3 protein-coding genes are annotated in these 4056 nt (G+C 34.4%); all 3 read right to left on the bottom strand.

What is annotated here, in order from left to right; genetic code table 11:
• Nucleotides 1-243 precede the first annotated feature (243 nt).
• Genes ACW2QF_RS18390 through ACW2QF_RS18380 form a run of 3 tightly spaced genes read right to left on the bottom strand, consistent with a single transcriptional unit; the run spans nt 244 to nt 4027 of the window.
• Nucleotides 244-1350: an MBL fold metallo-hydrolase gene (locus ACW2QF_RS18390; protein ID WP_455717472.1), complete on the bottom strand. Its 1107-nt coding sequence runs from the start codon at nt 1348-1350 to the stop codon at nt 244-246.
• Between the two features lies 1 nt (nt 1351).
• Nucleotides 1352-3013 carry an ABC transporter permease gene (locus tag ACW2QF_RS18385; protein WP_455717471.1) on the bottom strand — a complete coding sequence of 554 codons (1662 nt, stop codon included), beginning with the start codon at nt 3011-3013 and terminating at the stop codon, nt 1352-1354.
• 15 nt (nt 3014-3028) lie between these two features.
• Nucleotides 3029-4027, bottom strand: a complete 999-nt coding sequence (locus tag ACW2QF_RS18380; protein ID WP_455717470.1) for an ABC transporter substrate-binding protein — start codon at nt 4025-4027, stop codon at nt 3029-3031.
• Between the last annotated feature and the right edge of the window lie 29 nt (nt 4028-4056).

Raw genomic sequence — 4056 nt, 5'->3', positions numbered from 1 at the left:
CCTCCCTCTGCAGGAGGATACACCCCAAGTATAACATGTAAAACTAACTTCTGGTTTTCTATATCAAATCAGAAGTTCGAAATTCATTTAACATTTTTTTCTTCGAATTATGAATAACCAAAAATTGCCACAAGTAAATCATATCAAAATGTTTTACTTGTGGCAATTCATATCACTTTCTATTTTCTTTTTTGATGTTAATATATCTGACGTTCGAAAATAATTATGAAAATTTATATCTCACTAAAATAATATTTCTTCTTTTGATTTTACTCCCAAAAACCTACTTTTATCTTCTACAAGAAGTTCTTTACTGCAATGCGTAAGAATCACTTTTGACCATTGGTTTTTTTCACACAATAGTAAGGCTTCCTCCAGGTTCTGATGAACACTATAAATAAATAATTCTGCCTGTCCACTCTTTACAAGCCTTGAAGCATAAGAATTCAAATCTGTATGACCCGTAAAGATAACCTTCCCTGCTTTGTCTAGAATCTCCCTAGCAAACATTTGATTTTCTTCCGATTTCATTTGTGCATCCGCTATAAGGATTGCCGTGGCATCATCAAAGGATTTCTCAGCCATCTCAGATACATTCTTGAATATGCTACCACTTTTTAGCCATTCCTTCCACTGCTGTGAAGATTCTAGACAGTCTTTTAATACGGAATCTACTACGATGTTATTTCCATAGTTAGAGGTAGATACTATTTTTAACAAATCAAAACCTCGGCCATTTGGTGGAACAGGTAGTACTAAATGTTTTCCACTATGAAAGCACTCATTAATTTTCTGATTCAGTATTTCTGTATTCTGTAAAGCCGTTCCTGTTTTTTCCCCATAAGCACAATCTACAAATGCCAGATCAACACTAATATCTCGTAAGACATCACAGATATAAGCTTCACTATCTTCGCAGTAGTCACCAGTAAATAAAACCTTCTTTTCATCAAAGGAAATTATAAACCACAAACTTCCTACACAATGACCGCTTCTTCCATATCTGATTTCCAGATTATTTTCAATAGTAACTGTATTCTTCTTAGAAATATCTAATAACACATAATCTTTTGGTTTTCTAGGTATCTGTTCATACGTCTCTTTTGATAAATACACTTTTCCACAGAAACCTTGCTGATATAGCCACTCCAAACTTCCCACATGATCTTTATGAGAATGTGTCAGAAATACATAACGAATCTTCGCAATCTGTTCCTTACTTAAATAAGGATTTGGATCTTCACTTCCTTGCATCGTTCCACAATCAACTAACAAAGAATACTCGCGTCCTTCTAATAGAAAACTGTTTCTTCCATGTTCCTGGCATCCACCTGCTATATATGCTTTCATTTTATGATGCCTTCTTTCTATTTGTTGCATAGTTTAGGATAATGAGTAACGTAGTTGACACCAACACACAAACTACTGCCATTGCCATACCAACAGAAGCACTTCCTTGTTCAAATTCTCGTACAATAAAAGTAGACACCATTTGAACATTTGGTGGAGAAATCAGACTCGCACCAACTAATTCACGAAATACAATGATAAAAATCATCATCCAGCCATATAATACACCTTGCATGATGAGTGGAAGTGTAATTTTTCTGAATATATACATCTTATTAGCACCACATACTTTTCCTGCTTCTAATAGAGAATCTCCCATCTGCATTAAAGCAGAAGATACATATTGGATTGTATATGGTAAGAACATAACTACATATACTAAAATCATTAAACCTATGGTATTATAAAGTTGGAATATAGTATATATTTTAATACAGAACAACATTAATCCAATGAGTATTACGATATTAGGAATCATCTCTGGTAATAAAGATTCCATCTCGATGATCTTTTTCCATCTTTTAGCCTTTCTTATGGTTACTACAATCAAGGTTCCAATTATGCTTGCTATTGTAGCTACTAATGCACCCAACATCGTACTAGTGAGCAATGCTTGAATTCCTTTCCCATTTGCAGTAAACAGATCCACATAATGTTTGATTGTAAAGTTTCCTGCAGTAAGGCCATAACCTCTTACCTTAATTAAAGAAGTTGCAATTACAGAGCAATACGGAACTCCAATTGCTATGATAATAATAAGTGCAATATAGATTCCACCTAATATTTTGGTACGTCTTTTTATCTCGTATCTCTTACGCTTTTGTCCTTTTCCACTAACAAGGTTATATGTGTTTTTCGCTGTAATATAGTTTTGAGCATACCACATGATTAAACAAATACTTACCAGTACCGCAGACAAACTAGCTGCTTTTCCAAAATCAATAGGCGCTGTTGTTGCATATCTATGAATATCTGTTGTAAATACATAAAAACCAATTCGTTTTCCTAATGTAGCTGGTGTACCATACTCTGATAGGACTTTAACAAATACTAGTAGCATACCAATTGCATAGTTTCCAGTCAAAAGTGGCATAATAATTTTTCGCATTCTATACCAAAAACTAGCTCCGCTAACTGCTCCACTTTCTTCTAAATTCATTCCGATATTCAAAATTGCATTTTTAAGTATAGTTGTAATAAATGGGAAAACATGCATACTCATAACAAACACAAGGCCACCAAGAGAAAAGAATTCTTCTGATACACTTCCTGTCCATGGAAATAGTTGTTGGAACAATCCTCTTTTTTGCATAAATAATATCCAACCCATAGATGAAATATATGGTGGCGTCATAAATGGAATCATTAAGACTATATCAAGCCATTTTTTGTTCCCAAATTCTGTTCGTGCTAATAAAAATGCTAAAGGTGTTGCAACAATCGTAGAAACAATTACTACAAGTACTCCCAATAACAATGAATTCTTTATCGTCTCTAAATTACTATCATTTCCAATCGTCTGTATCGCATTAGAGAAATCAAGGCGCCCATCAATAAAGACCGCCTCAGAGAATACAGTTAAAATTGGAACAATAATGAAGCAAAACAATGCAAATGCTATTACTGCATATGCTATCGTCTTATTCCTTTTATTATTTCCCATATCCTATATCCCTCGCTATTTTGAAGAAATCTCGTTAAATTTTGAAGCTACATCTGAAGATTTCTTTACAATATTATCCCAATTTATATTTTCCAGTACTGGGATATCACTTACATTTGCTCTATTATCACAAGTAATATCAGAACGTCCAGGTAATAAGTAAGCATCTGCAACCATTTGTTGCGCTTCATCTGATAATAAATAATCAATGAATGCTTTTGCATTATCAACGTTCTTACTTGTTTTTAAAATCATAGCTGGGCGTGGATTAATCACAGTTCCTGACTCTGGGTAATAGAAATCAATTGGCTCACCGTTTTCCATGCTCGTGTAGGCATTGTAATCTACTCCTGCCACAAGAATTTCTTTTTCGCCTGTAATAACAGATTCAAGAGCAGCTTTATTTGTTCCTGCTACAACCAATCCATTTTCACTCATTTGTTGCCACGTATCCCAATCATCTCCTGTAGATTCCATATATCCAGCAATGAAATCTTTAAAAGAACCAGATTTTTCAGGATCTGGAACAGTTAACTTATCCTTATACTCACTGCTAGTAAGTTCAGACCAGTCTGCATCCAGCTCATCAATCAACATAGTGTTATAGATTACACCTACAGCAGATGCACTAGTTCCAAATAACATATTCTCTTCGTCTTTCCAACCATCATATAATTTGTCAGCATTCTCTGGTTCAAACTCAAGAAGTTTATCTTCTTCTTTCATCGCAAGCCCATCAGCCCAAGATGCAAGTACTACTACGTCAGCTACTGGATTATCTTTTTCTGCTTCAAGTCTTGCCTGAATCTCACCTGTAGTTCCTTCAAATAATTCTACTTTTATTCCAGTTTTTGCTTCAAAACCTTCTACGTATTTTTCATTTAGGCTTGTTGGGCTAGGCATGTAAACGACCACTTTACCATTTGAAGCTGTTTGTTCTTTACTTCCACAACCTGTAAGTGCCATGCAACTCATTGTAATCGATAGTATAGCTGCAACTATTTTCTTTTTCATCTTTGTAATCCTACTTTCCTAAACTGTAA

It is taken from the genome of Anaerosporobacter sp. (assembly GCF_965301125.1).
Note: the sequence above shows the minus strand (reverse complement) of the source record. Positions and strands in the feature narration are given on the sequence as shown.

Bases quoted from the DNA above. Each gene is read 5' to 3' on its own strand.
- ACW2QF_RS18390 (WP_455717472.1), bottom strand. From the start codon at position 1,350: ATGAAAGCATATATAGCAGGTGGATGCCAGGAACATGGAAGAAACAGT.
- ACW2QF_RS18385 (WP_455717471.1), bottom strand. From the start codon at position 3,013: ATGGGAAATAATAAAAGGAATAAGACGATAGCATATGCAGTAATAGCA.
- ACW2QF_RS18380 (WP_455717470.1), bottom strand. From the start codon at position 4,027: ATGAAAAAGAAAATAGTTGCAGCTATACTATCGATTACAATGAGTTGC.